The organism is Streptomyces sp. NPDC006487, assembly GCF_042870555.1.
GTDB lineage: Bacteria > Actinomycetota > Actinomycetes > Streptomycetales > Streptomycetaceae > Streptomyces.
The window spans coordinates 1-26,050 of sequence record NZ_JBIAHN010000026.1 but is presented as its reverse complement, the minus strand read 5'-3'; the positions used below and the strand labels follow the sequence as shown (position 1 = coordinate 26,050).

Below are 26,050 nucleotides of genomic sequence, written 5' to 3'. Positions count from 1 at the left end.
GACCGGCAGCGAATCCACGCCGAGCCCGGCCGGACGTGCCGCGGACCCCCGTCGGGCGGTGCGCACATCCGCGCGTCCGCGCCGAACTCCCGCAACCGCACCGACGGCCCCGCCATCGGCCCCACGGCCCCGCGCGACCCGTACGTCGACATCACCGCACGCATGGGGCAACTCCCCTTCCGGTATGCGGGCAGAGTCGAAGGTCCGTGGACCGCGGCTCCGGCCGACGATGTTTCGACACGCCCCCGGGCTTGTTGAGAGCCCCGCTCGCCCCTGTATGTTGATCATGGTGGGGGGTGTACGGTGCGCGACGGATCCGAGACGATCGCCGGCCTGGCGTGCAGCCCGCCGACGCACCCCGGGCAGCGCCGTCCGCCGTGTGGATCCGCTCACACGCAAAGCCCCTCCCCGCGCGACCACCGGGGACCCTTCGCGACCCGGCCGCCGGCTTCTCGTCGCGGCCGGAGTTGCGGCAGCCGCCGCGCCCACCAGGGGGCGGGCTCCGCGGACAGCAGGGGGCGCCGGTTTTGCGGCCTCGGCGGGGGCGGCGCGGTTCACGGGGGCACGGGACAGGAATTCAGTCCTGACACATACGGACAAAAAGGCCCAACTTGGGTGATAGGGGGAAAGTCACTCGATGTCGACCGAAAATGGACCTGACGGTGTGTCAGGCGCACGCGCGCGAGGCATAATCAGACCCGGTCGTCTCCGGAGAACGGTGGGGCCGACGGGGCACCGACCCGCCCCGCAGCCCAACTTCGCACCCGACCGACCGATCCCCGAGGCGTTGCAGATGTCCCTGGCCAGCCGCACCCGCCTCGCGGCCGTACTCACCGTGCTCACCGTCGGCGCCGTCGGGGTGACCACCTGGGCCTACGGCGACGGGACCGTCTCGGAGCCGACGGCCCCCGGCGCGGCCCCCCGCCCGAGTGTGACCGAGGGCACGGTCCTCCAGGTCGTCGCGCATCCCGACGACGACCTCTTCTTCATGAACCCCGACCTGAGCCGCTCCATAGCGACGGGCATCAAGGTCACCACCGTCTTCCTCACCGCCGGCGAGTCCGACGGCCACAACGAGGCCCACAGCCCGCGCCTGCAGGACCCCGTCGCCCCCGCGAACCACGCCGCCTACGCTGAGGCCCGGCAGAACGGCATACGGGCCGCCTACGCGCAGATGAGCACCGGCGACCGCGCCAGCGCCTGGCAGCGCCGCTCCATACCCACCGTCGGCGGCGGGAGCGCCGAAGTGGACGTCCTCGTGGCGCGGCCCGAAGTCAACCTGGTGTGGATGCAGCTGCGGGAGGCCCGCAGCATCTCGGGGGACAATCCGGACAGCCTGCGCGGACTGTGGGACGGCCGCGTCCCCTCCCTGGGTGTCCAGGTGAGCTCGGGGACTCCGGTCAAGCCCGGGTTCTCGTACAAGAAGGATCAGGTCGTGGAGGCCATCGCGGGGATATTCGCGATGTACCGGCCGACCACCATACGGACGCAGGACCCGGCGCCCGGCCGGACCCGCATCGGCGGCAACTTCATCGACCACCAGGACCACATATACGGTGCCCGGTTCGTGCAGGCCGCGGCCGAGCGCTACGCGAAGTCCACGGACCGGCCGCACTTCTCCATCCAGAACTACATGAGCTATCCCACCACCGCCCTGCCCCCGGCCCTCGACCCGAAGACCGCCGCGGAGAAGCTCGGCTACCTCAAGACCTACGCCTGGACCGACCACCAGAACTGGTGCGGCAGCCCCGCCGGCTGCGGCGACCGCAAGACGGCCACCCGGCCCACCGGCGCCGGCTGGAACCGGACCATCCGCTACAGCCGTGGCGATGTCAGCAGCTGGATGACCGAGGGCACGTCCGGCCGGCTGTGGGCCTTCGCCGTGCTGGACGGCCGGATGGCCTACTGGTCCCGCAGCGGACACAACACCCCTTGGACGGGGCCCCAGTTCCTCACCGGAACCGGGATGGACACCGGTGCGACGGCGGTCCGGCTCCCCGACGGCAGGGTCGGGGTCTTCGGCACCCGGACCACGCTGGGCGCCACGCCGAAGGAATACCGGCGCGAGCTCGTGTACTCCGTACAGGCGGCGCCCGACGGCGACTTCGGCCCGTGGCGGTCGCTGGGCACCCCGGAAAAGGACGACGTGACGGGCACCTCGGCGATCAGCGGACCGGCCGTGGCCCAGGACCGTGCCGGCCGGATCACCGTCTACGTACGCGATTCCCGGCGCACCCTGCGCGCCAGCACGCAGACGGCCCCCGACGGCGCCTTCGGCACGTGGGCCTCCCTGGGCGGCGCCGGTCTGCAGGGCGACCCGGTCACCGTCACGGACACGTCCGGCCGGCGCCACGTGTACGCGGCCACGGCCCAGAGCGTGCTGGCCTGGATCCAGCACGCACCCGACGCCCCTCTCGGTCCCCCCGTACCGACCAAGCTGCCGGCGACCGCCGGGGCGCTCGCGGCGTCCGCGAAGGGCGAGGGCGTCGCCCTGTACTTCCGCCGCCCCGGCACGGGCACGTTCGCCACGAGCACGGTCACCGCCGACGGGCCCGTGCCGAAGTTCTCCCCGGTCGAAGAGCTGGGCGGCCAGGGCGGCTACGGCTCCGTCGGCATCGCGGGTGACCTGTTCGCGGGCCGTGCGGGCTCCGGCACGGTCGGCGTCTCGGAAACGGACCGCGGACCGTCCTGGTACGAATCCCAGATGTACTACACGGGTGCCCCGGCGGCCCTGAATCCCGAGGACGGCACGGCCGTCGGCGCGGTTCTCGGCCTGGACGCCGGTCTGCACGTCACGACGCCCCCCTCGGGCGCCGCCGGGCAGCGCGGCAGCCGGCCTCCCACCGCCCCCTGGTACCCGGCCGTCCCGCCGCCGGCAGGCGCACCGGGCAGCCCCTGAGCCTTCCTTGGGGGCCGCCGCGGCGGCCCGCTACGGGCGCAGGGGCGGGGTCGGGAGCCCTGCGCCCTCGAGCGCCACGAGCGCCAGGACGGCGATGGAGCCCGTCCACGCGAGAGGGGCGACCGAGCAGGGCCGGCCCGACCCGTCCACCTTCTCCGGCAGTTCACCGAGCGCGTTCCGCTTGGAGAGGACCCAGTCCAGGACCCGCCCGGCCTTCTCGGGGCGGCCCGTGCCGGCCCAGGCGAGCGCGAAGAAGCCCGTACTGGGGGTCCAGGCGTAGGCGCCCCAGCGCGCCCCGGGATCGTTCCCGGGCGTCAGCCCGCCGTTGGGCAGCAGCAGTTCCCGGTACGTGGTGTCCAGCGCCTCCGCCAGGCCGGCGGGGGCTTCGTTGAAGGGGGGCGCCATGAAGGCCACCGCGCTGTCGTGCCCGTGGCGTCCGTCCACGGTGCGCTGGTACCCCAGGGGGAGGAAGCGCGTGGAGATCCCGGCCGACAGCCGCCGCGCGGCGCCGGCCCAGCGGGCCGCGTCCCCGGGCCGCTTCGCCTCCCGGGCGAGGTCGGCGGCGGCGTTGAGCCCGGCGAGCAGCGGGGCGGCCGTGCCGATGTTCGCGGTGGGCGTCGTCAGTTCCCAGTAGTCGGGGGAGGCCGGGGGCAGCCCGTCCGCCCGAAGGGAGCCCGCCGCGTGGTCGGCCGCCTTGCGGATCATCGGGTAGAGGGTGGCCAGCCGGGCCCCGCGGGTGGCCCGGGGGGCCTTCTGGTACCACTGCCAGGTGGCCCAGGGGACCCAGCCGTTGGCGTCGAGCTGCGGGCTCCTGGCGTCGGGCGGCCCGGATCCGTCGAGCTTCGTACGCGCTTCCCAGGTGCCGTCGGCCCGCTGGGTCGCGGCGCTGTAGCGCAGGATCCGGTGGGCCTCGGCGTCGTGTCCGGTGTGCGCGAAGGCCGCCGCGGCGAAGCTGGAGTCGCGCGGCCAGGAGTACTTCCAGCCGTGGCTCCAGCCCGCCGCCACGGCGCCGTTGGGCAGGAGCAGGGCGCGCATGGCCAGCAGGGCCCGCTCGGCCGCCGCGCGCTGTTCGGACGAAGTGCCGGGGACCCGGCCGGAGGCCAGCCAGGCCCGGCTGCGTTCGATCTGCCGCAGGGCGGCCGGATGGCCTGCGGCGACCACGGCCGAGGCAGTCCTGCCGTCCGGGAGGTACATCCACCGGCCGGAGGCCAGCCGCAGGACGTGACTGCCCCGGACGTAGCGCGCGTCCGCGGCGAGGGACGGCGGAACGCCCACGGCTGCCGTCGTGTTGGACAGGAGCCCTGCGGTGGGGGCCTCGAGCGCCGTCGGGTGTGCGTGTCCGGGCCCGGCGCCGGAAGGGGCCCGGTGGCCCACGGGCAGGGCGAACGGCGCCGGGCCGCCGTCCTGCTGCTCGGCGTGCCGGTCTCCGGGGGCTGCTGCCTCGATCGGGGCGGCGTGCCCGGCGTCGTAGCGGGCGGTGTGCCCGGCGTCGTACCGGGTGGTGGGATGGCCCGAGGTGCACACGGGTACGGCGACGCTCGCCAGGGCCGCCGTGACGACCACCCAACGGCCGGGCCGGACACCGGGCATCGCAGCTCCCTCCGCCGGCCCGCGTGCGTGCGGACCCTGATTCCCCATAGTGGGAGCGCCCCGCGTAGGCTGCCACGGAAGGCCCGCCGCGCGGGTGACCCGGGAGCGCGGAGGGGCCTCGTGGCCCCGTACCCGTCCTGGCGCACCCAGGATGCCGGGGGCCGCGGGCCGTGCACATCATGGATTTCCGCGGGCCCTAGGTCACCGCGGGGCGGCGGGCGCGTCGGCCGCTTCTCACGGCCGGCTTCCGCTGCGAAGGACAGGTACATGAGCACAGTTGAGGGCCAGGGCGAGACCGAGAGGGAGAGGGTGGGGGACACCGGCGGCCGGCGCCGCCCGCTCCTGCGCGGAGTCTTCGCGGCCACCGGGTCGGTACTCGTCGCGGCGGCCGGGGCACTGGTCGCCGTCGGATGCTTCCTCGGTCTCTATGTGCGGCCCACGTCCGACGACTGGTGCGCCGCGTGGAAGTCGCGCGACATGGGGGTCTTCGGCATCACCTCCGACTTCTACATGACGCAGAACGGAAGGATCACCAACGCCTTCCTGAGCGGGATCATCTACGGCGACGGGCTGGTCGGGACCAAGGTCCTGCCCGCGGTCATAGCCGTGACGTTCACCGTGGGACTGGTGCTGCTGGGCCGCGAATTCGTCCGGTTCGCCGGGGGCAGGCCCCGGCTGTCGGTCCTGCTCGCGTGCGCCCTGGTCATCCAGGCGCTGGTCTACTTCGCGGGCCCCCGCAGCTACCAGGCCCTGCTGTGGGCCCCCGCCACGATCTCGCACACCATACCGAGCGTCATAGGCGTGTGGGCGCTCCTGCTGGCCCTGCGGACCGCCTCCCACCCCCGTACCGCCGTCCGGGTGACCGGCCTGGTCGGCGGGTTCCTCATCGCCTTCGCCATCGGCACGCTGAGCGAGCCGTTCGCGCTCGTCAGCGGTCTCCTCGCGACGCTGGTCGGGCTGCTCTGCGTGCCCCGGCTCGGACTGGCGCGGAACTGGCAGCCCTTCACCTGGTGCCTCGTCTGGTGCTCGGGCCTGGTCACCGGCCTGATCGTGCTCTACACCTCCCCCGGCGCCCGTTGGCGCCGGGCGCAGCAGCCGGCCAAGGAGTCCCTGCTCTCCGCGGGCGAACTCCGGGCCACCTTCGACGACTGGCTGCGCATGTGGGACTCCGTCACCGGCCGGCCGGCCTACCTGGGAGCCGCCGCCGTCGGCGTGCTGCTGGGGCTGGCGATGGTCCTGGGCAGGGCCCGCCGGGGCGGTGTCGTACCCGAGAAGCGGGAGCCGCGCCGGACCGTGCCGCGCGGCACGATGATCGCCCTCCTGCTGCTCCCGGTGCCCGTGGTGATCCTGGGCTCGTTCGCCGTGGTGGTGGGCCTGCGCAGCGGCTACGGGCCGACCGGTTGGACGTACGCTCGTACCTGGACGAGCTACCTGGTGCCGATGGAGCTGGCGCTCTGCGGCTACGGCGCCCTGCTGGGGGCCTGGGGCGGGCGCCGGCTCCGGGAACACCGCAACGCCGTCCCGGCCCTCCTGGCCGGGGCCGTGGCGGCGGGCTGCCTCGCGCTGGCCGCGGTGGCCGTCCTGATCCCGGAGGTCCAGCGGCTCACGACCATGACGGTCGCACGCTCGACCGCCTGGGACGCGCAGAACGCGCGCATCGAGGCCGAGGCCGAACGCGGTGCGACGGACGTGGCCTACAAGCCCCTGTACATCGGCAGCCTCGCCGAGCCGTTCTTCACGAAGACCTACAAGCGTGACTGGGTCGCCGCCTGCGTGTCGGAGTGGTACGGCATCGACCGGATCCACCGCCGCTGAACCGTCCGTGCCGGGGGGTCACACCGAAGGGACCGGATGACCGATCTCGCCGACTCCCCGGCACGTCCGAGCGGGCGGGCCCTGGCGCTCCTGCGCACCGAGGGGCCGCCGGCCGCCCGCATCGTGGTCACCGTGGCCGCCGCCTGGCAGGCCGCGCTGTGGCTGGGTGCCGAGCAGCCACCGGTGTTCGCGGCGATGGTCCCCCTGGTGGCCCTGCGCGGTGATCCGATGACGGCCCTGGGCACCTCGCTGCAGCGGATCCTGGGGGTCGTGGCGGGCGTGCTGATCGCGATCGGCGTCCTGAACCTGTGGCAGCCCTCCACCCTCACCCTGGCCCTGGTGGTGACCCTGGGCCTGGGCCTCGGCTTGGTCCTGCGGGCCGGCGGCACGAACAACATCCAGGTGGCGCTGTCCTCGCTGCTGGTCTTCGCCAACGCCTCCCCCGATTCCTACGCGCTGGACCGGGTGTGGGAGACCGTGGCGGGCGCGGCCGTCACCATCCTCCTGGCCCCGCTGCTGTGGCCGCCCGACCCCCAGCGCGTCCTGACCGCCGTCGCCGGTGACTGCGCCGCGCGCCTGAGCCGTTCCCTCACGGGCACCGCGGCGGTGCTGGGCGGCGGGCCGGCCGCCGCCCGTGACAACCTCGCCCGGGTGCACACCCACGTCGAAGCGGTGCACGCGGGCGCCGCACGCGCCCGTGAAGCCGAACGCGCCCTGCGCTTCAACCCCCTGCGCCGCCGTCAGCGCGGCACCGTACGCCTGCGGGCCGAGCGCATCGCCACCGCCGACGGGCTCGCCGTGCACGTGGCGACCCTGGCCGGTGAAGTGGACGCGTTCACCTGCCGGGACGACCTCGCTCCCGATCTCGCCCGAGCCCGGCTACGGGTGCCGGATGTGGCCTCGCTCACCGCGCGGGCCGTCGAGACGGCCTTGTCGGGGGACGATCCCCGGGCCGCCGTGACCGCCGCCCGCGAGGAGCTTGCCGCCTATGCCCGCGCGGACTCCCGGCCCGTGGCCGTTGCCCTGCGCCGGCCCTTGCACCGGGTCCTGGACGAGCTGGAGGTCCCATCGGAGGCCCCACCGTAGGCCCCACCCACAGAAAACCAAAGGCCGACTTATGGATGAGCGGTCATTACGGATTCTCCCTTATGGTGGGCGCATGAAGACGATCGGGCTGATCGGCGGTATGAGCTGGGAGTCGACGGCGGAGTACTACCGGATCCTCAACGAGCGGACCCGCGAACGCCTCGGCGGACTGCACTCCGCACGCTGCGTGCTCTACTCCGTGGACTTCGCGGAGATCGAGCGGCTCCAGGTCCAGGGCCGCTGGGCGGAAGCCGGCGAGGCACTGGCCGATGCCGCCCGCGCGCTGGAAGCGGCGGGCGCGGAGCTCCTGCTGATCTGCACCAACACCATGCACAAGGTCGCCGACTCGGTCGAGGCGGCGGTCTCCGTCCCGCTGCTGCACCTCGCGGACACCACGGCGGCCGCGGTCCGCGGCGCCGGACTGCGCCGGGTGGGGCTCCTGGGCACCGCGTTCACGATGGAGCAGGACTTCTACCGGGGCCGCCTCGCCGCCGGCGGGCTCGACGTCCTCGTCCCGGATCCCGAGGGGCGTGCGCTCGTACACCGGGTGATCTACGAGGAGCTCTGCCTCGGCATCGTCCGCGAGGAATCGCGTGCGGCCTACCGCCGGGTCGTCGAGGACCTCGTGGCCGGGGGCGCCGAGGGAGTCGTCCTGGGGTGCACGGAGATCGAACTCCTCATCGGCCCCGGGGACAGCCCCGTACCGCTCTTCCCCACCGCCCGCCTGCACGCCGAGGCCGCGGTGGACGCGGCCCTGGGCCCATGGGCCCCGCCCCATGAGCCCTGACCCTCCCAGGACCCGTCAGGCGGGGACGAAGAGGTCTTCGTGTGCGTCGTCGAGGATGAATCCGTTGTCGAAGCGCACCCCGACGGTCACCCGGAGGGGCTCCGCCCGGTAGGCGATCCACGCGGGCTCCAGGCCGGCGACCTTCTCCTCCAGCTGCTTCCTGCTCTCCGTCGGCATGCCCGCGCCGAAGGCGTCGAGGAGCGACTTGAGCCTCTCGTACTCGAGGGACTCCGGAGTCTGCAGGTCGTGCTCGACCACCCGCACCACGGTGCCCTCGGTGCCCGCCGCCAGAGACAGCGAACCGGCGACGGCCCCGGTCCCCGCCGAAGGGCCCTCCGTCATCGCGACCCAGTCGGTCAGCCTGGTGTCCGCCGCCAGCCTCACCCGCCGGCCTTCGTTCAGCGTCATCGTTTCTTCAACTCTCCGCTCGGTACGTGCCCCGCCATTATCCGTTCCGGTCCGCGCCGCCCTGCGGGCGGCATCCGGAACGGCCGGACCGGGGAGCCGATCCCCCTCTAGCCGGGCTCGGGCACGGCGATGCGGTAGCCCACGCCGGGGGTCGTGGTGATGATCTGCGGGGCGCCCAGTTTGCGGCGCAGGCGGCCCATGGTGACCGCGACCGTGTTGGTGAAGGGATCCGCGTTCTCGTCCCACACCTGTTCCAGGAGCGCCTCGGCACTCAGGAAGCCCGGGCCGGCCCGGAGCAGGGCCTCGAGGACGGCGAACTCCTTGACGGAGAGCTCCAGGCGGACGCCGTCCCGCAGGGCGGTGCGGTGAACCGGGTCGAGTTCGATTCCGGCGGCGCGCAGCGTTCGGGGCCGGGCCGCGGGCCTGCGGCGCGCCAGGGAGCGGATGCGCAGGATCAGTTCGGGGAAGTGGAAGGGTTTGGCGAGGTAGTCGTCGGCGCCCAGGGTGAGGCCGCTGACCCGGTCGCCGGGCGATCCGGCCGCGGTCAGCATCAGCACCATCGCCCGGTCGTCCCGCTCCGTGATCATCCGGCAGAGCGTGTCGCCGTGGATGCCGGGCAGGTCCCGGTCGAGGACCACCACGTCGTACGTGTTGACGTCGAGCTTCGCGGCGGCGGCCAGCCCGTCGTACGCGAGGTCCACGGCCATCCCCTGGTCGCGCAGTCCTTCGGCGACGACCTCCGCGAGCGAGCGCGCGTCCTCGACGACCAGGATCCTCACGGTGTCACCCCGTACGGGCCGTTCGCGGCGTCCGCCGCCGGCATCGCGGCCGTCACCTTCAGCCCGCCCTCCGGCCGGACGCGGAGGTCGAGGCTGCCGCCGTGCGCGGAGACGATCGCGGCGACGATCGACAGCCCCAGTCCGGAACTCTCCTGCGAGCCGGTCCGGTCGGCGCCGAGCCGCTCGAACGGCCGTGTGAGCCGGTCCACCTGGTCCTGGTCGAGGACGCTGCCGCCGGTTTCGACCACGAGGCGGGCGGCCCCCTGCGTGTCTCTCCCCCGGGCCTCATTCCCTGGGGAACCGCCCCCGGCGGCCTCGTCTCCGGCCGCGCCGTCCCCCGTCAGGCCGTCCCGGGTCGCGCCGTCCCGGGTCGCGCCGTCCCGGGTCGCGCCGCCGCCGGTCGCGCCGTCCCAGGCCGCGCCGCCCTCCGTGGCGATCCGGATCCAGCCGCCCTCCTGGTTGTGCACGATCGCGTTGTCGATCAGGTTCTGCACCAGCCGGGACAGCAGCGCCGGGCTGCCCCGCGTCCACGCCTTCGAGCTCAGCCCGTCCTCGACGGTCAGCTCCTTCCCGGCGATGGCGGCGGTCCGGGCGGCCAGGGCCTCCGCCGCCAGTTCGGCGAGCGATACGGGGACCCGGTCGGGGAGGGCGCCGTGCTGTGCCCGTGCGAGTACGAGGAAACCTTCCAACAGGCGGTCCACCCGGTCCAGTTCGGTCCGCAGCCGGTCGGCGAGCGCGACGGTCTGCGCCGCGGGCTGCGGTTTGGCCACGGCCACGTCGAGCGAAGCCCGGATCGTCGCCAGCGGGGTGCGCAGTTCGTGCGAGGCGTTGGCCACGAAGCGGCGTTGCGCGGCGAACGAGGCCTCGAGGCGCGCCAGGAGGCCGTCCACCGTGTCAGCGAGCTCCTTGACCTCGTCGTCGGGCCCGGCCACGGCGAGCCGCTGGTCCAGGTTCTCCGCGGAGATCCGCCGCGTGGCCGCGGTGATCAGGCGCAGCGGGCGCAGGACGTGCCCGGCGAGGATCCGCCCGAGCAGGAGCGAGACGGCCGCCATCACCACGATCGCGATCAGCGACCCGAACAGGAGCTGCCTGGACTGCTGGGCGTGTACGTCCGCGAGTTGTCGTTCGAGGTCGAGGACGTGCTGCGCGACGCCCGTGGCCGGTCCGCCCGGCGGTGGCTGTCCGGGAGCGGACACGGTCAGGTCGGAGCGGGAGAACAGGTAGATCAGGCCGATCAGCCCGATCCCCGACAGCAGGAAGACCGTGGCGTAGAGAATCGTGAACCGCCGCCCGACGGTCCTGCTCCGCAGTCCGGCCATGTTCCGCTCCCCTTCCCGTCCCGCCCCGTCCGATCCGGTCCAGCATGCCCGGCGGCACCTAACAGCGTCATGACAGCGGCGGTTCGGACCCCGTTACGCGCCGCTGCGTAGAACCGGAGCATGCTCACACACAACGAACTCCTCCGGCAGGAGTGGATCCGCTTCCGGCGTCCGGGCCGGCTCGTCGCACTGATCACGGCGGCCCTGATGGTCCTCGCCCTCGCTCTGCTCCACGCCTTCGGCAACCACGCGTCCTGCGCCGGCACCTGCCCGGCCGAGCCCACCGGCCCGGACGGCACCGCGGTCAGCGACCAGTTCGCCTTCATGCACCGGGACATGGGGCGCGAGGGCAGCATCACGGTCCGGATGACGTCCATGACGGGCACCATCACCTATCCGCCGCCCCACCACGACCGGATCGTCCCCGGCCTGGTGCCCTGGGCCAAGGCCGGGATCATCATCAAGGACGGCGTCCGCCAGGGGTCCTCGTACGCGGCCCTGATGGTCACCGGCGGGAACGGTGTGCGGATGCAGTACGACTACGGGCACGACATCGCGGGGAGCAGCGCCGGCGGCGCCGCGGTCTCGGCCGGATCGCCGCGATGGCTGCGGCTGACCCGGACGGGCGACACCATCACGGGGTACGAGTCCTCCGACGGCGAGCGGTGGGTGAAGGTGGCCGCGGTGAAGGTTCCCGGGCTGCCCGAGACGGCGCAGGTCGGCATGTTCGCCACCTCGCCCGGTGACCTGACGCTGCGGCCGGTGGGCCTGGGCGGGGCCACGGAAGAGGTGCGCTTCACGCAGGCCGCCGGTTCCTTCGACCACGTCGGCCTGGAGGGCTCCGCCGCGGGCGGGAGCTGGCGGGGCGGGCTGGTCGGCGAGATGAACGCGACCGACTGGGAGAAGCACCACCGGCCGTCCGGGGCCGTGGAGAAGGACGGCACGATCACCGTCGCCGGCACCGGTGACATCGCGCCCGTGGCGACCTCGGGCGGCCGCCCCGTGGAGGGGATGCTGACCGGTCTGAGCCTCGCCCTGCTCATCGTGCTCGTGGTGGCGGTACGGTTCGCCGGTGGTGGGTCGGGCCGGCGCCGGCCCGGGGACGGCGCGCCGCTCACCCGTGCGGCGTTCGGGGCGAGGGCCGTCGTCGTGGGGGCCGTGACGTTCGTGACCGGGCTGCTCGCCGTGGGCATCGTGGTGCCGGTCGGTGTGGCGGTCCTGAAGTCGAACGGGGTTCCCGTCGTGGGGCTGTCCGCGCTCACCGGAGCCCGGGTGGTCATCGGCGTCTCCGCGGCGCTCGCCCTCACGGCCGTGCTCGGCCTTGCCCTGGGCGCGGTGTTCCGCCGCCGCCTGATCGCGGGCGTCCTCGCCGTCTCGGCCGTCGTGGTCCCGTACGCCGTGGCCACCGTCCCCCTGCTCAGTGATCAGCTCGCGCAGTGGCTGCTCCGGGTGACTCCGGCCGCCGGTTTCGCCGTCCAGCAGACGCTGGTGGAGCACCACCAGGTCACCGCCCACTACGCGCCTTCCGCGGGGTACTTCCCGCTGCCCTGGTGGGCCGGGGTCGCGGTGCTGTGCGCGTACACGGCGGCCGCCGTCGCCCTTGCGCTGCGCCGCCTGCCGCGGAGCGGCGAGCGGGCCGGGACCCCGGCCGCCGACCCCGTGGGCGAGCCGGCCTAGGCGTACTTGGCTGCCGTTCGGTGCGGCGAGAGCGCGTGCCAGGCGTCGCGAGGCAGACGGAAGTTTGACGACAGGCCCTAGTACTCCAATACGGTTTCGTGATCTATCCACTGGTTTCGTGGGCTGAGCGTCGTCGGTAGTGGCTGCGCCGGGCTGTTGCCTGGTGGCGTCTGCGCCAGTTTGACCAGTGCAGCAGTCTGGCCGGGGACACGCCTGGTGGGTTGAGGACGGCAGTGAAGAGGTGGCGAATCTCCGGGACGGTCAGCGAGATCGGGCCGCTGCCCCGAACGTGGTGACGCGGTTTCGCTGGCCGGTCGGGGGCTGCGTCAGCGGTGACCGTGGCGAGGAAGGCCAGCGCAAGCATGGCGAGCGTGACGTGCCGGTGCCATGAGGTCCAGTGCCTCACGTGGTAGTGATCCAGGCCTACTTGGCCTTTGGCGGCCTGGAAGCATTCTTCGATAGGAATGCTCAGGCAGGTAGAGCCGGCGGTCGATCAACGCCCGCCCTCGACCGGTGGCGTAGGCGAGAAAGACACCGACCTGGCTGTTCTCGATGCGCCCGGCGGTGCCGGTGTACTGCCGCTGCACGCCCGCCGAGGCCCGGCCCTTCTTCATGAAGCCGGTCTCGTCGACGATCAGCACGCCGCCCTCGCCACCGAGGTGGTCGACGGCGTAAGCGCGGACTTCGTCGCGGACGGAATCAGCGTCCCAGCGGGCGCTTCGCAGCAGACGCTGCATTGGTCCGGGACGTGCGTGACCAGCCTGTTCGGCCAGCCGCCAGCAGTTCTTGCGCTCGACGCCAGACAGCAGCCCGAGCAGGTATGCGCGAGCGTTCGCCCGCGGTTCCACCCGTCGGAACCGGCCCGCGATCCAATCCATGGCCTGGTCGAACAACGCCCGCCACCGGATCGGGTCCACGCTCTGGCTCGCGGCCACCGCACGATCTTCAGGAGTCCACACAACCCCCGATGATCACGCGGTGGCCGCTCTCGCTCCGGGCCGGGTCCTGGGCAGCGCCGAACGCCTTACTTCGGTCCGACGGCGGCGCCTGATCGACACAATGAGCACATGGACAGCGAACCTCTGCAGATCCCCCTCGATCAGCTTCGGGCGGCCTTCGAGCTGGCACTGCAACACATCGAAGCGTCAGCTGGCAGCGCAGTGGCGCTCGAACACGATTACTTCTGGTCTGTTCCGGGCGACGAACTCTACGACGTCCCCAACGAACCGAAAACGATCACAATCGGGCAGCTCTCCGAGTCATGGAAGCACCTTGAGGACCTCCTCGCCGACCCGAACCGAGCCGTGGGCCACCATCTGGTCTGGCTCGCCGATGTCCTCCGCGCGATCGGACAGGACACCGCCCAATAGCCACGACACGCGTGACGCGACGTGACGTGACGTGGAACTACGAAGTCACACTGGAGTACTAGGCCGGAGCGGGGACGGCCGACGGCGGCGCGGGAGCGATGGCTCCCGCGCCGCCGTCGTCGGTGGTGCGCCCGCCCGGTCGCCCGCTACCGGCGGACGTCCCAGGCGACGGTGGAGCGCAGCGTGCGGGCGATCTCCGGGTCGCGGACCGAGGGGGTCCGGTCCTCGGCGGTCACCGACAGGGTGTGGGTGCGCCGGTCGGGGAGCCGGAGCTCCGCGATCGCGACGTCGGTCCGGCCCGCCAGCCGCTTGACCTCGCGGCCGTCGACGTACCAGCGGACCAGGATCCGGCGGCCGTCACCGCCGGTGAGCAGGGGCACGGCCACCTTCGCGGTCTGCGCAGTGCGCAGGGTGCGGTCCGTCGGGGTGAGTGGGGTGACGGCCTTCGCGTGCTTGTAGAAGCCGGCGATCATCGCCTCGACGCCGGGGAGGTTGAAGGGTTTGCCCAGGACCCGCATCAGCGAATTGTCGGTGGGCCGCTGGATCCCGGTGACGAAGTAGCCGCCGCCCTCGTACGTGCCCACGGTGCCGCCGTCCGGAGAGGGCTCGCCGAGCCAGCGGTACCACTTGGCCCGCTGCCGGGCCATCCGGTCGGCGGACAGCTTGGAGGTGTTGGACTCGGCGGGCTCGGGACCGGTGTACTTCGCGTAGTCCGGGACGCCCGGGTAGAAGTACTCGTCGGCGAGTTTGCCGAGGGAGTGGCCCGTCTCGTGGATGGCCACCTGGCCGGACTTGGCGTTGTCCGCCGAGGCGGTGGAGATTCCCTCGTAACCGAGAGCGGCACTCGGCTCGTTGTAGCCGGCGCCGCCGTACTTGGCACTGTTGGCCAGGACGATGACCAGATCGGCCTCGGGCGCCTTGGCCACGTAGGCGTCCACCTTGGGCTGGTCTATGCACAGGAGCCGCTCGATCTCCTCGCACCAGAAGTACGAGCCGAGGGCCGTGTCGCGGACGACCGTCCGGTCGGGGTCCGCGGAGACTCCGGATTCCTGGGAGACGGCGTCGACCGTCCAGACGTTGAAGAGGTTCCGATAGGTGGCGTACGGCTCCACGGCGGTCACCTCGGCCCATTTGGCCGCGGCGTCGGTGTGGAACTTCCCCAGCTCGGCCGCCGTGTAGCCGTCGCCGATGACGACCACGTCCAGCCGGTCGCCGGTGGGTCCGTTGTCGACGAGCTTGACCACCTCGCCGTCCGCCGCCCGCTCCGCTTCGGAGAGCCGTGCGCCGGAACCCGCCGCCTGGCCGGCCCGTGCGGGGACGCGGACGTGGCCCGATCCGGCGTCACCACCCTGCTCGGGCCCCGGAATCTCCACCACCAGCCGCGGCACGACCGGGGCGCCGGCCGCGCGGACGGGCCCGGCGGCCAGCAGAGCCGCGGTCGCGCAGGCCGCCGCGACGGCTGCCCGCAGGACCGCCCGGGCAGCCGGGCGTCTGATGTGGTGCATGAAGTCCTCCTGCGATGACTGGAGTTAAGCAGCTGCATAAACACACTGAATCGGTTGCTTAAATTAGGCGGCGCACGACGGGTGCGCAATGCCCTGCTCCCCCTGAATACTGGGCAGTTCGAGCAACCAGGGGGATCCCATGGACGAACCGGCCGAAATCGGCCGCAGGGTTCAGCGCATGCGCACCGAACTCGGCCTGACACAGCGCAAGTTGGCGGAGCCCTCGTACACCCCGGCCTATATCTCCACGCTGGAGTCGGGCAAGGTCCGCCCCTCGGAGGCCGCCCTGCGCTTCCTGGCCGGGCGGCTCGGCACCTCCTACGAGGAACTGGCCACCGGACGCCCCGCCGGGCTGGCCACCGAACTGCGCCTCGCCCTCACCGACGCCCAGCAGCTCCTGGCCTCCGGCGCGGCGGGCGAGGCCGCCGTCCACTACCGGCGCCTGCTGGCCGAAGCGGAGGACCTCGGGCTCACCGGCGAGCGGGTCGGGGCGCTGCTCGGACTCGGCGACTGCGCCCTGGAGACGGGCGAACTCACCGACGCCATCGGATACTTCGAGTCCGCCGAACGGCTCCTGGCCGATGAGCCGCTCCCCCGCCGCGCCCGCCCGATCCGCGGCCGCGCCGTGGCGCACCTGCTCGCCGGGGAACTGCGCTACGCCTGCTACCTGCTCGAATCCACCATCGAAGAGCTGGGGACCAGCGGGCTGGCCGACCCCGAGGCCCTGCTCCTGCTCTACGCCGCGGTCATCGGGCCGTACATCGACATGGGCGCCCATGCCCGGGCCGCCCACGCCGCCGAGCTCGCCCTGGCACTGGCCCCCCGGGTCACCGACCCGGCCCTGGTGGCGGGCATGCACCGGCAGGTCGCACGGACCTTCCTGACCGAGGGGCGGGTGGCCGACGCCGACGCCTCACTGGCCAAGGCCCAGGCGATCTACGGACAGCTACAGCTGCGGACGGACCTGGCTCACTGCCACTGGATGCGCGGCTACGTACAGGCCCAGGACGGGGACCTCGCCTCCGCCGAGCGGGAACTGCGCACGGCGCGGGACATGCTCTCGGCCGGGCGCGCGGCCCTGTACACCGCCCAGGTGGAGGTCGAGCTGGCCGACGTACTGCGCCGGCTCGGCCGGTACGAGGAGGCCGCCGGGCTGCTCTCGGCGCTGCTGGCCCTCGGAGACAGCCACGGCGCCGTCCACGCGGGCGGCGCGCACCGGCTCCTCGGCCTCATGGCCGAGGAACGGGGCGAGCCCGAGGCCGCCGAGGAGCACTACGTACAGGCCCTGGCGCTGCTGGAGCGCAGCGGGGCGACGGGCGACCTCGCGGACCTGTGCCGGCTCCTGGGTGACCTGCTGCGCCGGGCCGGCCGGACCGAGGCGGCGCTGGACGCCTACCGCACGGGACTGGGCCACCGCGCGGCCCCCGGCACCACGACACTGGGCCCCGCTCCCGCGGCGCCGGCGTTCCCGCACCGTCCGGCGGCGCGGTAGCGGGCGGGCGGTGTCGCGCGGGTGGTGGCGGTCGCGCCGGTGGTGGCGGTCGCGCGCAGCCGGTCGGCTAGAGGTCGATCCAGTAGCGGCGCTTGGGGCCGATCAGGGTCTCGCGAACGTCTTCCAGCACGCCGCCGTTGCCTTCGATCGTGCGGATCGAGGCCTGGTTCCCGGGGTCGCAGGTCAGCAGCACTCTGTCGATCCCCAGCAGCCGGGCCTCATGCTTGACCTCGCCCAGGGCCCAGGTGGCCAGGCCGCGGCGGCGGGCCGAGGGGCGCACGCTGTAGCCGATGTGGCCTCCCGCGTCGAGCAGGAAACCGTTCAGATAGTGCCTCAGGTCGATGGCGCCCAGGTACTCGTCCCCCTCGGCGATCCACCAGTAGGTGGCGTGCACGCGTCCGTGCTCGAGCGGCACCGCCCGGTCCCCGTACCGCCGCAGCCGTTCCGTCCAGGCGGTGAAGCCCTCCAGGGTGTCCACGTCGTCATCGGAGCCGAGCCCGGCGCCGTCCATGTGCGCGTCGGGCCCCCATTCCTCCTGCGCGGCGAGCCAGGAGGCGTACAGACGGGGGGTGGGTGTGATCAGCTCGGGCATGAGCGGACGATAACAGTCCGCGGAAACCGTCCCGGCGGGGGTGGGGACGGATCGGTCGAGAACCTGCGGGTGACGCTGGATTCGCAGCCGCCCTCCCCGCTCGCCCCGCTGATCGGCGACTCCGTGCCGGGGAGCCGGAAGCTCAGGATCACCGACGCGGTCGTCTCGAACGCCGGGGTGCTGAACGAGCGGTCCCTCGCCGTCCGGACCGGCACCTGACCGCGGGACCGGGACTCCTCCCCCTTTTAATCCATTTAATCCATGGGCGTCGATTATATTTGCGCCATGACCGAAATGCCCCGTGATGTGGATGCCCAGCGTGTGCACCACGCCTTCGCCGCACCGTCGCGCCGGCGTCTGCTGACCCTGCTGCGGGAGGCGGACGGCCTGCTGGACGTGGAGGACATGGCCGCCGCCACGGGGCTTTCCGTCGCCACCGTCCGCCACCACCTGGCCGCCCTGGCCGAGGCGGGCCTGATCACGGCCACCGCCTCGGCCGGGCCGGGCCGGGGCCGGCCCCGACTGCGGTACGCGGCCACCCGGCCCGATCCCAGGGAGGAAGCGGCCGACACCCCCTTCCGGGAGCTCGCCCGCGCCCTGGCCGAGGCGGTCGGGGGCGGCCCGGGCGCTTCCCGCGAGGCCGGCCTCGGCTGGGGGCGCCGGCTGGACGGGCGCGGTCCGGCGGCGGAGCGGGTGTTCGCCGCTGCCGCCCGCATGGGCTTCGCACCCCGGGACGCACCGGGTCCCGACCCCGGCACCCGGCGGGTACTGCTGCACGAGTGCCCGTACCGCGAGCTGGCCCGCGCCCGGCCCGAGGTCGTGTGCGCCGTCCATCAAGGCGTCCTGGACGGACTGCTGGAGGACTGCGGGACCACGGTGCGACTGCTGCCGTTCATCGGCCCGGACCTGTGCGCGGCGGACCTGCGCGCGGCCTGACCCGCGGGTCAGCCGCGGGGGCGGTTGCGGCGGCGGTACTCGTCCGTCGGGACGCCGCCCACGCCCCAGTCCTCCAGGGCGACCTCGTCGATGAGGACGAACGTGGTCGCCGGGTCCTTGTCGAGGACCTTGACCAGCAGGTCGGTGATGCCTGCGATGAGCTCGGCCTTCTGCGACGCGGTGGCTCCTTCACGGGTGATCTTGACGTTGACGTACGGCACGGGGGTTCCTCTTCTCGTGGCGGTGACGGGCAAGGGGCGGATGCTCGGGCGAAGGCGGGGCGGGGCGGGGCGGGGCGGGGCGTCAGATGCGACGGCCGGTGACGTGGCCGCCGTCCACCCGCAGGGAGTGGCCGGTCACGAAGCCGGCGCCCGCGAGGTACAGCACGGCGTCCGAGATCTCGGCGACCTCGCCGACGCGGTCCTGCAGGGCGAGGCCGCCGTAGGAGTCCACGTCGGCGCCCTCGTGCAGGGGGGTGCGGATGATGCCCGGCGCGACCAGGTTGACGCTGATCCCGTCGGCGGCCAGCTCGGCCGCGAGGCTCGTCGTCAGCGCGTGCACACCACCCTTGCTGACCACGGGCGCGGAGGCCGGGAAGCCCGCCAGCGCGTGGTCGACCAGCACGGTGCCGATGTTCACGATGCTGCCGCCCTCACCCTGGGCGCGCAGCGCCCGTACGACCGCCTGCGTGGTGAGGTAGGTGCCCTTGAGGTTCCCCGTCAGATAACCGTCGAGCTCTTCCTCCGTCACCTCCGTGAAGGGCTTCGGCTCGAAGGTGCCGGCGTTGTTGACCAGGACGTCGATCCGCCCGAAGCGCTCCAGCGCCGTACGGACGAGCGCTTCGCCCGTCTCCCGGGCGGCGGTGCTGCCCGCGACGCAGGCGGTGCGCTCCGGATGCCCGAGGCCGGCGGCGGCCTTGGCGAGACGGTCGGGGTCGCGGCCGTTGAGGACGACGTTCGCGCCGGCCGCCAGGAAGGCGCGGGCGATGTCGAGGCCCATGCCGCTGGAAGAGCCGGTGACGAGGGCCGTGGTGGTCCTGCTGCCCGCGCTGGTGCTGGTGCTGGTGCTGGTGCTGGTGACGCTCATGGAAGGGGTTCCTTTCGTGGGCGGCGGCCGGGGAGTTCCGGTGGCCGACACCTGAAACCTAAGAGCGTTCGACCCATAACACCACGTCGGAATATGGAGCATGTGATAATCCAGCGTTATGGATGTGGACTTGCGCGACCTGGAACTTCTCGAGGCCACGGCCGAGGCCGGTTCGCTGACCGCCGCCGCGGAGCGGCTCTACGTCAGCCAGCCGGCGCTGAGCCAGCGGCTCACCCGGCTGGAGGCCCGTCTCGGGATGCCGCTCTTCGACCGCAAGGGCCGCCGTCTGATCCCCAACGCCGCCGGCCGCCGGCTCCTGGTCGCCGCCCGCCACGTCCTCGGGGAACTCGAATCGGCCTCGCGCGACCTGCGGGAGCTCCGCGACGGGCGGGACCGGCGCGTGCGGTTCGCCGCGCAGTGCAGCACCACCTTCCCGTGGCTTCCTCCGGTCCTGCGCGCCTTCCGGGCGCGCGAACCGGACATCGAGGTGCGGATCGAGACCGTCGCCGACGACGCTCCGATCCCGGCCCTGCTCGCCGACCTGGTCGACGTGGCCCTGGTGACCAAGCCCGACCTGCAGATGGACCGGGTGTCCCTGACCAGGCTGTTCGACGACGAGATGGTGGCGGTGGTGCCCGCCGGCCACCCGTGGGCCTCCCGCGCGCACGTGACCGCCCGCGATTTCGACGGCACGGATCTGGTCCTCTACGACTTCTACGACCAGAAGCGCATCCCGTCCATGCCACTGCCGATCCCCGCCGGGGCGCGGCCCGCCCGCATCACCACCATGCCGGTGGTGACCGACCTGGTGATCGAGATGGTGGCGGGAGGCCAGGGGCTGACGGTCCTGCCCAACTGGGTGGCCGCCCCCTACGCGGCCTCGCACGATCTGGCCCTGGTCCGCATGGGCGCGAAGCCGCTGACCCGCACGTGGTTCGTCGCCACCCGGACCGGCGTCCGCCCGCCCCACCTGGAGGCGTTCGTCGAGGAACTCGTCGGCCGCCTCGAAGCTCCACGCGTGGACTGACTCCTGGCTCCACGAGTGGATCTGGGGGACGGGTCCGGGCGCCGGACCGGCATGGGGATGGATCTCCTCTCGACTCGGGAATGAAGGCGTACGGGGAGAGTGGGCACAAGCCCTGAACCAGTGGGAGCGCTCCCACTGTGCATTCGTGACCCAGGGCCGTCAAGGTCCGTGAAGAGTCGAAGCCATTCCCACGGAAAATTCGTCAACTCCTCTGTTGCTTGGCGTGAGTTGCCGCTACGGTCTGGCCCCAACCAGTGGGAGCGAATCCGTCAGTCGGCGCGCCGTCACAAGCGTGCCCTCGCTGCAAGGACTCGCTCATGCGACACCCCCCACGTACGTCCGCGCTGCTCACAACGGCAGCGCTAGCGATGGCGAGCTGCGCGCTCGCCGTCATGGGTACGGCCGCAGGAGCCGCGGCCTCACCCTCCTGCACGGTGACGTACTCGGTCGTCGGCCAATGGGCCGGCGGATTCCAGGGTTCGGTCACCGTCACCAACAACAGTTCCGCGCTGAACGGCTGGAGCCTCGGCTTCGGCTTCCCGGCCGGCCAGACCGTCGGTCAGGGCTGGGGCGCCAAGTGGTCCCAGACCGGTCCTGCCGTCACCGCCGTGAACGAGAGCTGGAACGCCGCGCTCGGCACCGGCGCGAGCGTGACCACCGGCTTCATCGCCTCGTGGTCGGGCGCCAACACGGCGCCGAGCACGTTCACGCTGGGCGGAGCCACCTGCACCACAGACTCCGGGCCCGGACCCACTCCGACGCCCACGCCCACGCCCACGCCCACGCCGACGCCCACCGTCCCCACGCCCACTCCCACGGGCCCCACACCCACACCCACACCCACCGACCCGGCTTCCGGGGCGCCCGAACTGAGCGTCACCGGCAACCGCCTCACCGACCGGAACGGTGCCACCCGCCGCCTCCTCGGCGTCAACCGTTCCGGGGCCGAGTTCATGTGCGTCCAGGGCCACGGCATCTTCGACGGTCCCGTCGACGACGCCTCGGTGCGCGCCATCGCCGACTGGAAGGCGAACACCGTCCGCATTCCGCTCAACGAGGAGTGCTGGCTCGGCCTCGACAACATCAAGCCCGAGTACCGGGGCACGAACTACGCCGATGCCGTCAGGGGACTGGTCGACCGGGTCCTCGCACACGGCATGACACCGGTCGTCGAACTGCACTGGACCCACGGCCAGTACACCGGCAACTCCTCCGGGTGCGCCGACGTGCACGCCTCCTGCCAGAAGCCGATGCCGGACGCCCAGTACACCCCGGCGTTCTGGACCTCGGTGGCGAACACCTTCAAGAACGACCGGCGGGTCGTCTTCGACCTGTTCAACGAGCCCTATCCGGACCGGGCCACCTCCACCGCCGCCCAGGCATGGACCTGCTGGCGCGACGGCGGCACCTGTCCGGGCATCGGGTACGAGGTCGCCGGCATGCAGGACCTGGTGGACGCCGTCCGCGCGACCGGCGCCCGCAACCTCGTCCTCGTCCCCGGCATCGCCTACTCCAACGACCTGAGCCAGTGGCTCACCCATGTCCCCACCGACCCGACGGGCAATCTGGCCGCGGCCTGGCACGTCTACAACTTCAACACCTGTTCCAGCGAGGCCTGCTGGGACTCCGCTCTCGCCCCGGTCGCCGCCCGGGTCCCCCTGGTGGCGGGCGAGATCGGCGAGAACACCTGCGCACACGCGTTCGTCGACCGCGTCATGAAGTGGTTCGACGACCGCTCCCTCTCGTACCTCGGCTGGACCTGGAACACCTGGAACTGCAACTCCGGACCGGCCCTGATCACCTCGTACGACGGCACCCCCACCGCATTCGGCACCGGGCTGCGCGACCACCTGCGCACCCTGAACTGAAAGGCATTCCAAGAAGATGAGCCGCACAGCACTCGGCACGACTCCCCGCACCACGTCCCGTACGACCAGGCGCACCGCCTTGATGGCGGCCCTCGGCCTCGTCACCGCTGCCGGCGCGACCGCCACCGTGTTCGGCACCTCCGCCGGCGCCGCCACCGCAGGCTGCAAGGTCGAGTACCAGATCACGAACCAGTGGAACACCGGGTTCGGCGCCAACGTGATCGTCACCAACACCGGCGACCCGGTGGCCTCCTGGACCGTGGAGTGGTCCTATGCGAACGGCCAGCAGGTCACGCAGGGCTGGAACGCCACGATCACCCAGTCCGGGGCGGCCGTGACCGCCAAGAGCCTCTCGTACAACGGGAACCTGGCCACGGGGGGTTCGACCTCCTTCGGCTTCAACGGTTCGCACACCGGCACCAACGCCGTGCCCGCGACGTTCAAGCTCAACGGCGTCACCTGCAACGGCGCGACCGACCCGACCCAGCCGCCGACCACTCCCCCGACGACGCCGCCCACCACGCCGCCCACGACCCCGCCGACCACTCCGCCTCCGTCGGGCGGCAAGGCCGACAACCCGTACGCCGGCGCCAAGGTGTACGTGAACCCCGAATGGTCCGCCAAGGCCGCCGCCGAGCCGGGCGGCACCAAGGTGTCGAACCAGCCCACGGGCGTCTGGCTGGACCGCACCGCCGCCATCGCGGGGACGAGCGGCTCGATGGGTCTGCGCGCCCACCTGGACGCGGCGCTGGCGCAGAAGGGCAGCGGCGAGCTCGTCGTCCAGTTGGTGATCTACAACCTGCCCGGACGGGACTGCGCCGCGCTCGCCTCGAACGGCGAGCTCGGTCCGACCGAGATCGACAAGTACAAGACGCAGTACATCGACCCGATCGCCGCCATCCTCGCCGACGCCAAGTACGCGGGGCTGCGGATCGTCACCACCGTCGAGATCGACTCGCTGCCGAACCTGGTCACCAACGTCACCGGGCGGCCGACGGCCACGGCCAACTGCGACGTGATGAAGGCCAACGGCAACTACATCAAGGGCGTCGGCTACGCGCTGAACAAGCTGGGTTCCATCGCCAACGTCTACAACTACGTGGACGCGGGACACCACGGCTGGCTCGGCTGGGACGACAACTTCGGCTCCTCCGCGGAGATGTTCAAGCAGGCGGCGACCGCCGAGGGCTCCACGCTCGCCAAGGTGCACGGCTTCATCGTGAACACGGCCAACTACAGCGCCCTGAAGGAGGACCACTTCAAGATCGAGGACTCCGTCAACGGCACCTCCGTGCGCCAGTCGAAGTGGGTCGACTGGAACCGGTACACGGACGAGCTCTCGTACGCCCAGGCCATGCGGACCAAGCTGGTCTCCCTGGGCTTCGACGCGAACCTCGGCATGCTGATCGACACCTCCCGCAACGGCTGGGGCGGCACGGCGCGGCCGACCGGACCCGGTGCGCTGACGAGCGTGGACACCTACGTCAACGGGGGCCGCTACGACCGGCGCATCCACCTCGGCAACTGGTGCAACCAGTCGGGCGCCGGCCTCGGCGAGCGGCCGCAGGCCGCTCCGGCGGCGGGCATCGACGCCTATGTGTGGATCAAGCCGCCGGGCGAGTCGGACGGGGCGAGCAAGGAGATCCCCAACAACGAGGGCAAGGGCTTCGACCGGATGTGCGACCCGACCTACACGGGCAACGCGCGCAACGGCAACAGCATGTCGGGGTCCCTCCCGGACGCGCCGCTGTCGGGCCAGTGGTTCTCGGCGCAGTTCCAGGAGCTCATGAAGAACGCCCACCCGGCACTGTGACGCAGCGCTGGTGAGCTGACGTTCCCGCCCCGCTCATGGGCCGGGGCCGTACGGAAACCTCTGGATTCCGTACGGCCCCGGCCGCGGCACGCTCAAGGGGAACCGGCTCAGGCGGAACCGGTTCAGGCAGAACCGGCTCAGGCGCGGAACCGCCATCGGAGGGCTCCGGCCTCAGGAGGAATCCCGCACGATCAGCTCCGTCGGGAGGACCCTGCGCGGCTCCTCGCCCTTCTCCAGCGCCGGTTCGGATCCGGCTCCGGACGCCGCCGCGATCTTCTGGAGCAGCAGCCGGGTCATCGTGCGGCCCATCTCCTCGATCGGTTGGCGCACGCTCGTCAGGGGCGGGTCCATCAGGCGGGCCACCGCGGAGTCGTCGACCCCCACGAGGGCCACGTCCTCGGGGATGCGCCGGCCGGCCTCGCGCAGCACCCCGCGCGCGCCGGCCGCCATCACGTCGGAGGCGGCGAAGACCGCGTCCAGGCCGGGGGCACGCTCCAGGAGCTCGCGCATCGCCAGCCGGCCGCCCTCCTCGGTGAAGTCCGCGGTCGCCACCAGCGACTCGTCGGGCCCGAACCCGGCTTCCGCGAGCCCCGCGCGGTAGCCGCCCAGACGCGCGCGGGCCACGTACATGTCGAGCGGCCCGCTGATGGTCGCGATCCGGCTGCGGCCCCGCCCCACCAGGTGGGCGACGGCCGCCCGTCCCGCGCCGATGTTGTCGGAGTCCACATAGGCGACGGGTTCGGCCTCGGAGCGCCGCCCGTTCATGACGACCGGCAGCCCGAGCTTCACGATCCGGTCGGGCAGCGGGTCGTCGCCGTGGACGGATGCCAGCAGGACGCCATCGACCCGCTGGGCGGCCAGGTAGTCCTCGAACCGGCGGCGCTCGGCCTCGGTCCGCACCAGGGTGAGCAGCAACTGTTTGTCGGCTTCCGCCAGTTCGGCGCTGGCCCCGCGGATCAGGTCGAGGAAGTACGGCTCCGAGAACACCCTGGCCTCGGTCTCCGGGATGACGAGGGCGACCGCGTCGGTCCGGCTCCCGGCCAGCGCCCGGGCCGCCTGATTGGGTACGTACCCCAGCTCCGCGACGGCGCGGGCGACGGCGGCCCTGGCCTGCTCGCTCACCCGCGGCGAGCCGTTGATCACCCGGGAGACCGTGCCCCGGCCGACGCCGGCCAGGGCCGCAACCTCTTCCAGGGTGGGTCTGCCGTTCTGCCGTCCGGTCACGATTCTCGAACTCCCCTCGTGCGCTCTCGCGCTCCGGGCCGGCGCATTGCCGGGCCGGTCGCGTCTGATCAGGTAAGAAGTGGATCCCGCCCCCATCTCACGCGGAACACGTTACGCCGGTCCGGCGCACGGACGGCGCGAATGGGAGCGCTCCCACACTACTCATGATCCCACCTCGATGCCATGGCCGCATTCAGGAACCGATGAGGCCGCGCCGGAAAGCGCGGCGCGGCGCGCATCGAACGCCTTCACGTCACGAATCCGCGTTCATCTCTTGACACCCGCACCCGTCAAGCAGCAACCTTCCGGCAATGACGTGGGAGCGCTCCCATCCTCGGATGCGAGAACGCGCTTCACATCAGGTTCTGGCAGGGCCCTCGCCGAGCCGCGAACAGCCCTCCGGACCTCCCGGCGCACAACGAGCACCACCTTGGACGAGGAGAGTGGAATGCGCACTTCCAGCAGCAGACACGGACGCGGACGCCGCACCGCGGTCAACGCGGTCGCAGCGATCGCCGTCATGGCGACCGGTGCGGCCCTGCTCACCGGCTGCGGCAGCGACGGCGACAACGGCAAGGCCAAGGGCGACGGCGCGGCCGGCGGCGGCAGCGGCGAGCAGATCACGCTGCGGATCGGCACTTTCGGTTCCTTCGGCTACGACGACGCGACGGGGGCCAAGCTGTACGCCGAGTACACGAAGGCGCATCCGAACATCAAGATCGAAGAGTCGAACGTCGCCGACGGCCAGAAGTACTGGGACACGCTCAAGCTGCGTCT

At 72.3% G+C, this 26,050-nt stretch carries 22 protein-coding genes and 1 pseudogene; 13 read left to right on the top strand and 10 right to left on the bottom strand.

Annotated features, from left to right (window positions below):
• Nucleotides 1–793 precede the first annotated feature (793 nt).
• Complete coding sequence (locus ACFYM0_RS35000; RefSeq protein WP_388508869.1) at nt 794–2,899, top strand: PIG-L family deacetylase; 2,106 nt, start codon at nt 794–796, stop codon at nt 2,897–2,899.
• A 30-nt stretch (nt 2,900–2,929) separates the two neighbouring features.
• Here the strand turns inward: ACFYM0_RS35000 and ACFYM0_RS34995 are convergent, their stop codons facing one another.
• Nucleotides 2,930–4,489, bottom strand: a complete 1,560-nt coding sequence (locus ACFYM0_RS34995) for a hypothetical protein (protein WP_388508867.1) — start codon at nt 4,487–4,489, stop codon at nt 2,930–2,932.
• A 267-nt stretch (nt 4,490–4,756) separates the two neighbouring features.
• On the opposite strand from ACFYM0_RS34995, the gene ACFYM0_RS34990 reads away from it, so the two are divergent.
• The 3 genes from ACFYM0_RS34990 (at nt 4,757) to ACFYM0_RS34980 (ending at nt 8,177) form a co-directional block, all read left to right on the top strand.
• Nucleotides 4,757–6,304, top strand: coding sequence for a DUF6056 family protein (locus ACFYM0_RS34990; RefSeq protein ID WP_388508864.1), 1,548 nt, complete (start codon nt 4,757–4,759; stop codon nt 6,302–6,304).
• 36 nt (nt 6,305–6,340) lie between these two features.
• Nucleotides 6,341–7,390, top strand: a complete 1,050-nt coding sequence (locus ACFYM0_RS34985; RefSeq protein ID WP_388508861.1) for an FUSC family protein — start codon at nt 6,341–6,343, stop codon at nt 7,388–7,390.
• Between the two features lie 73 nt (nt 7,391–7,463).
• On the top strand, nt 7,464–8,177 hold the full coding sequence (locus ACFYM0_RS34980) for an aspartate/glutamate racemase family protein (protein ID WP_388508858.1): 714 nt from the start codon (nt 7,464–7,466) through the stop codon (nt 8,175–8,177).
• A 15-nt stretch (nt 8,178–8,192) separates the two neighbouring features.
• Here the strand turns inward: ACFYM0_RS34980 and ACFYM0_RS34975 are convergent, their stop codons facing one another.
• The 3 genes from ACFYM0_RS34975 to ACFYM0_RS34965 form a co-directional block, all read right to left on the bottom strand.
• On the bottom strand, nt 8,193–8,585 hold the full coding sequence (locus ACFYM0_RS34975) for a hypothetical protein (protein WP_388508855.1): 393 nt from the start codon (nt 8,583–8,585) through the stop codon (nt 8,193–8,195).
• 107 nt (nt 8,586–8,692) lie between these two features.
• Nucleotides 8,693–9,364, bottom strand: a complete 672-nt coding sequence (locus tag ACFYM0_RS34970; protein WP_388508852.1) for a response regulator transcription factor — start codon at nt 9,362–9,364, stop codon at nt 8,693–8,695.
• A complete protein-coding gene (locus tag ACFYM0_RS34965; RefSeq protein ID WP_388508850.1) occupies nt 9,361–10,683 on the bottom strand; it encodes a sensor histidine kinase in 1,323 nt (440 codons plus the stop codon). Before ACFYM0_RS34965 ends, ACFYM0_RS34970 begins: the two co-directional genes overlap by 4 nt.
• Before the next feature lie 120 nt (nt 10,684–10,803).
• On the opposite strand from ACFYM0_RS34965, the gene ACFYM0_RS34960 reads away from it, so the two are divergent.
• Nucleotides 10,804–12,360 (top strand): hypothetical protein, encoded by a 1,557-nt coding sequence (locus tag ACFYM0_RS34960; protein ID WP_388508848.1) that lies wholly within the window; start codon nt 10,804–10,806, stop codon nt 12,358–12,360.
• A 326-nt stretch (nt 12,361–12,686) separates the two neighbouring features.
• Here ACFYM0_RS34960 and ACFYM0_RS34955 read toward each other — a convergent pair whose 3' ends face one another.
• Nucleotides 12,687–13,238 (bottom strand): transposase, encoded by a 552-nt coding sequence (locus ACFYM0_RS34955; RefSeq protein ID WP_388509023.1) that lies wholly within the window; start codon nt 13,236–13,238, stop codon nt 12,687–12,689.
• Nucleotides 13,239–13,427: 189 nt separating this feature from the next.
• Here ACFYM0_RS34955 and ACFYM0_RS34950 point away from each other — a divergent pair, with 189 nt between their 5' ends.
• The gene (locus tag ACFYM0_RS34950; protein ID WP_388508846.1) at nt 13,428–13,730 is read left to right on the top strand and encodes a hypothetical protein; all 303 of its coding nucleotides are present in this window, start codon (nt 13,428–13,430) and stop codon (nt 13,728–13,730) included.
• Nucleotides 13,731–13,876: 146 nt separating this feature from the next.
• Here ACFYM0_RS34950 and ACFYM0_RS34945 read toward each other — a convergent pair whose 3' ends face one another.
• The gene (locus tag ACFYM0_RS34945; RefSeq protein WP_388508844.1) at nt 13,877–15,235 is read right to left on the bottom strand and encodes a M64 family metallopeptidase; all 1,359 of its coding nucleotides are present in this window, start codon (nt 15,233–15,235) and stop codon (nt 13,877–13,879) included.
• 139 nt (nt 15,236–15,374) lie between these two features.
• Between ACFYM0_RS34945 and ACFYM0_RS34940 the strand changes: the two genes are divergently transcribed.
• Nucleotides 15,375–16,727 (top strand): tetratricopeptide repeat protein, encoded by a 1,353-nt coding sequence (locus ACFYM0_RS34940; RefSeq protein WP_388508841.1) that lies wholly within the window; start codon nt 15,375–15,377, stop codon nt 16,725–16,727.
• A gap of 67 nt (nt 16,728–16,794) precedes the next feature.
• On the opposite strand, the gene ACFYM0_RS34935 is transcribed toward ACFYM0_RS34940, so the two are convergent.
• Complete coding sequence (locus tag ACFYM0_RS34935; protein ID WP_388508838.1) at nt 16,795–17,319, bottom strand: GNAT family N-acetyltransferase; 525 nt, start codon at nt 17,317–17,319, stop codon at nt 16,795–16,797.
• A 69-nt stretch (nt 17,320–17,388) separates the two neighbouring features.
• Here ACFYM0_RS34935 and ACFYM0_RS34930 point away from each other — a divergent pair, with 69 nt between their 5' ends.
• The gene (locus ACFYM0_RS34930) at nt 17,389–17,538 is read left to right on the top strand and encodes a hypothetical protein (protein ID WP_388508835.1); all 150 of its coding nucleotides are present in this window, start codon (nt 17,389–17,391) and stop codon (nt 17,536–17,538) included.
• 66 nt (nt 17,539–17,604) lie between these two features.
• Nucleotides 17,605–18,255, top strand: a complete 651-nt coding sequence (locus tag ACFYM0_RS34925) for a helix-turn-helix transcriptional regulator (RefSeq protein ID WP_388508832.1) — start codon at nt 17,605–17,607, stop codon at nt 18,253–18,255.
• An 8-nt stretch (nt 18,256–18,263) separates the two neighbouring features.
• Here the strand turns inward: ACFYM0_RS34925 and ACFYM0_RS34920 are convergent, their stop codons facing one another.
• Complete coding sequence (locus ACFYM0_RS34920; RefSeq protein ID WP_388508829.1) at nt 18,264–18,509, bottom strand: 4-oxalocrotonate tautomerase family protein; 246 nt, start codon at nt 18,507–18,509, stop codon at nt 18,264–18,266.
• A 49-nt stretch (nt 18,510–18,558) separates the two neighbouring features.
• A complete protein-coding gene (locus ACFYM0_RS34915) occupies nt 18,559–19,341 on the bottom strand; it encodes an SDR family NAD(P)-dependent oxidoreductase (RefSeq protein WP_388508827.1) in 783 nt (260 codons plus the stop codon).
• 118 nt (nt 19,342–19,459) lie between these two features.
• Here ACFYM0_RS34915 and ACFYM0_RS34910 point away from each other — a divergent pair, with 118 nt between their 5' ends.
• The 3 genes from ACFYM0_RS34910 (at nt 19,460) to ACFYM0_RS34900 (ending at nt 24,049) form a co-directional block, all read left to right on the top strand.
• Entirely contained in the window at nt 19,460–20,368 is a 909-nt protein-coding gene (locus tag ACFYM0_RS34910; RefSeq protein WP_388508824.1) for a LysR family transcriptional regulator, read from the top strand.
• A gap of 317 nt (nt 20,369–20,685) precedes the next feature.
• Nucleotides 20,686–22,236: a cellulase family glycosylhydrolase gene (locus tag ACFYM0_RS34905; RefSeq protein ID WP_388508821.1), complete on the top strand. Its 1,551-nt coding sequence runs from the start codon at nt 20,686–20,688 to the stop codon at nt 22,234–22,236.
• Nucleotides 22,237–22,318: 82 nt separating this feature from the next.
• Nucleotides 22,319–24,049: a glycoside hydrolase family 6 protein gene (locus ACFYM0_RS34900; protein WP_388509020.1), complete on the top strand. Its 1,731-nt coding sequence runs from the start codon at nt 22,319–22,321 to the stop codon at nt 24,047–24,049.
• A 171-nt stretch (nt 24,050–24,220) separates the two neighbouring features.
• Here ACFYM0_RS34900 and ACFYM0_RS34895 read toward each other — a convergent pair whose 3' ends face one another.
• Nucleotides 24,221–25,273, bottom strand: a complete 1,053-nt coding sequence (locus ACFYM0_RS34895; RefSeq protein WP_388508818.1) for a LacI family DNA-binding transcriptional regulator — start codon at nt 25,271–25,273, stop codon at nt 24,221–24,223.
• A gap of 448 nt (nt 25,274–25,721) precedes the next feature.
• On the opposite strand from ACFYM0_RS34895, the pseudogene ACFYM0_RS34890 reads away from it, so the two are divergent.
• Nucleotides 25,722–26,050, top strand: a pseudogene (locus ACFYM0_RS34890) (carbohydrate ABC transporter substrate-binding protein); the annotation flags it as partial.

What these genes read in the sequence shown, in the direction of transcription:
- ACFYM0_RS35000 (WP_388508869.1), top strand. Translation starts at nt 794, where the DNA reads ATGTCCCTGGCCAGCCGCACCCGCCTCGCGGCCGTACTCACCGTGCTC.
- ACFYM0_RS34995 (WP_388508867.1), bottom strand. Translation starts at nt 4,489, where the DNA reads ATGCCCGGTGTCCGGCCCGGCCGTTGGGTGGTCGTCACGGCGGCCCTG.
- ACFYM0_RS34990 (WP_388508864.1), top strand. Translation starts at nt 4,757, where the DNA reads ATGAGCACAGTTGAGGGCCAGGGCGAGACCGAGAGGGAGAGGGTGGGG.
- ACFYM0_RS34985 (WP_388508861.1), top strand. Translation starts at nt 6,341, where the DNA reads ATGACCGATCTCGCCGACTCCCCGGCACGTCCGAGCGGGCGGGCCCTG.
- ACFYM0_RS34980 (WP_388508858.1), top strand. Translation starts at nt 7,464, where the DNA reads ATGAAGACGATCGGGCTGATCGGCGGTATGAGCTGGGAGTCGACGGCG.
- ACFYM0_RS34975 (WP_388508855.1), bottom strand. Translation starts at nt 8,585, where the DNA reads ATGACGCTGAACGAAGGCCGGCGGGTGAGGCTGGCGGCGGACACCAGG.
- ACFYM0_RS34965 (WP_388508850.1), bottom strand. Translation starts at nt 10,683, where the DNA reads ATGGCCGGACTGCGGAGCAGGACCGTCGGGCGGCGGTTCACGATTCTC.
- ACFYM0_RS34960 (WP_388508848.1), top strand. Translation starts at nt 10,804, where the DNA reads ATGCTCACACACAACGAACTCCTCCGGCAGGAGTGGATCCGCTTCCGG.
- ACFYM0_RS34955 (WP_388509023.1), bottom strand. Translation starts at nt 13,238, where the DNA reads ATGGATTGGATCGCGGGCCGGTTCCGACGGGTGGAACCGCGGGCGAAC.
- ACFYM0_RS34950 (WP_388508846.1), top strand. Translation starts at nt 13,428, where the DNA reads ATGGACAGCGAACCTCTGCAGATCCCCCTCGATCAGCTTCGGGCGGCC.
- ACFYM0_RS34945 (WP_388508844.1), bottom strand. Translation starts at nt 15,235, where the DNA reads ATGCACCACATCAGACGCCCGGCTGCCCGGGCGGTCCTGCGGGCAGCC.
- ACFYM0_RS34940 (WP_388508841.1), top strand. Translation starts at nt 15,375, where the DNA reads ATGGACGAACCGGCCGAAATCGGCCGCAGGGTTCAGCGCATGCGCACC.
- ACFYM0_RS34935 (WP_388508838.1), bottom strand. Translation starts at nt 17,319, where the DNA reads ATGCCCGAGCTGATCACACCCACCCCCCGTCTGTACGCCTCCTGGCTC.
- ACFYM0_RS34925 (WP_388508832.1), top strand. Translation starts at nt 17,605, where the DNA reads ATGACCGAAATGCCCCGTGATGTGGATGCCCAGCGTGTGCACCACGCC.
- ACFYM0_RS34915 (WP_388508827.1), bottom strand. Translation starts at nt 19,341, where the DNA reads ATGAGCGTCACCAGCACCAGCACCAGCACCAGCACCAGCGCGGGCAGC.
- ACFYM0_RS34910 (WP_388508824.1), top strand. Translation starts at nt 19,460, where the DNA reads ATGGATGTGGACTTGCGCGACCTGGAACTTCTCGAGGCCACGGCCGAG.
- ACFYM0_RS34905 (WP_388508821.1), top strand. Translation starts at nt 20,686, where the DNA reads ATGCGACACCCCCCACGTACGTCCGCGCTGCTCACAACGGCAGCGCTA.
- ACFYM0_RS34900 (WP_388509020.1), top strand. Translation starts at nt 22,319, where the DNA reads ATGGCGGCCCTCGGCCTCGTCACCGCTGCCGGCGCGACCGCCACCGTG.